At 65.6% G+C, this 858-nt stretch carries 2 protein-coding genes; one reads left to right on the forward strand and one right to left on the reverse strand.

All coding sequences use genetic code 11. The features are described 5' to 3' along the window. A partial coding sequence (locus GY769_10560) for a sugar transferase (GenBank protein MCP4202361.1) occupies nucleotides 1-196 on the forward strand: 196 nt, incomplete at its 5' end. Here the strand turns inward: GY769_10560 and GY769_10565 are convergent. Beyond that, the coding region (locus GY769_10565; protein MCP4202362.1) for a hypothetical protein at nucleotides 176-858 on the reverse strand (683 nt) is incomplete at its 5' end. The genes GY769_10560 and GY769_10565 overlap by 21 nt on opposite strands.

The following is an 858-nucleotide window of genomic DNA, read 5'->3' on the forward strand; positions in this document are numbered from 1 at the left end:
GCGCTGGCAGCGCCGCCGCCTGTCGATGAAGCCCGGCCTCACCTGCCTGTGGCAGATCAGCGGCCGCAACCAGATCGACTTCGACCGCTGGATGGAGCTCGACCTCCAGTACATCGACTCCTGGTCGCCCTGGCTCGACTTCAAGATCCTGCTCAAGACTGTGCCCGCCGTGCTTTCAGGGCGCGGGGCTTCGTAGCCGCTGCGATTCTTCCCACGGTTTCTCTCGAGTTTCTCGGCTCTGGGTGGTCACGAAGACGATCTGCCCCGTGACGTCAGGGAAGAGCTTCACTCGCCTGCGGGCTTCGAGGTCGAAGACAGCGGTTCCGGAGCCGAGGCCTGTCCATGCGTAACGTCCGGACGGAGAGATGCTGCTGGCCCCCAGACCGAGCTCCATCTCGGGTAGGGCCTTTCGCGTTTCGAGGTCGAAAAGGACGAAGTCCTTGACCTTGAACGCCGCGAGCGCCCTGCCGTCGAGAACGACGGCGGGCAACGACCCGGGGAACTTCTCCACCACCTCGAAGCTCTCCGTGTCGACCGCCGTCAGGTCGACCGTCTGGGTGTTGATCAGAAACGCGGTCCGTCCATCGGGAGAGAGGAGGCCGGAAGTCTCCGGATTCGGCACGGTGTACGGGATCGGGCCGAAGACCGGGCTCAGCGCCGCCGCGGTGGCGAGAGCGAGCTTCTTGCCGGTCCGGCCGATGGTGATGTCGGCCAGGATCCGGCTCTCTGCGAGGTCGATCACCGAAACCTGGCTCGAGGCGAGAAAGCTGACAAAGGCTCGGTCCGGCGGATCCAGGAAGAGCATCGCCGTCGGAGTTGCCGGGAGAGGAATGCGGCGCTCGACGGCCGACGCGCCCC

The sequence above is a fragment of the bacterium genome (genome assembly GCA_024224155.1).
GTDB lineage: Bacteria > Acidobacteriota > Thermoanaerobaculia > Multivoradales > JAHEKO01 > CALZIK01.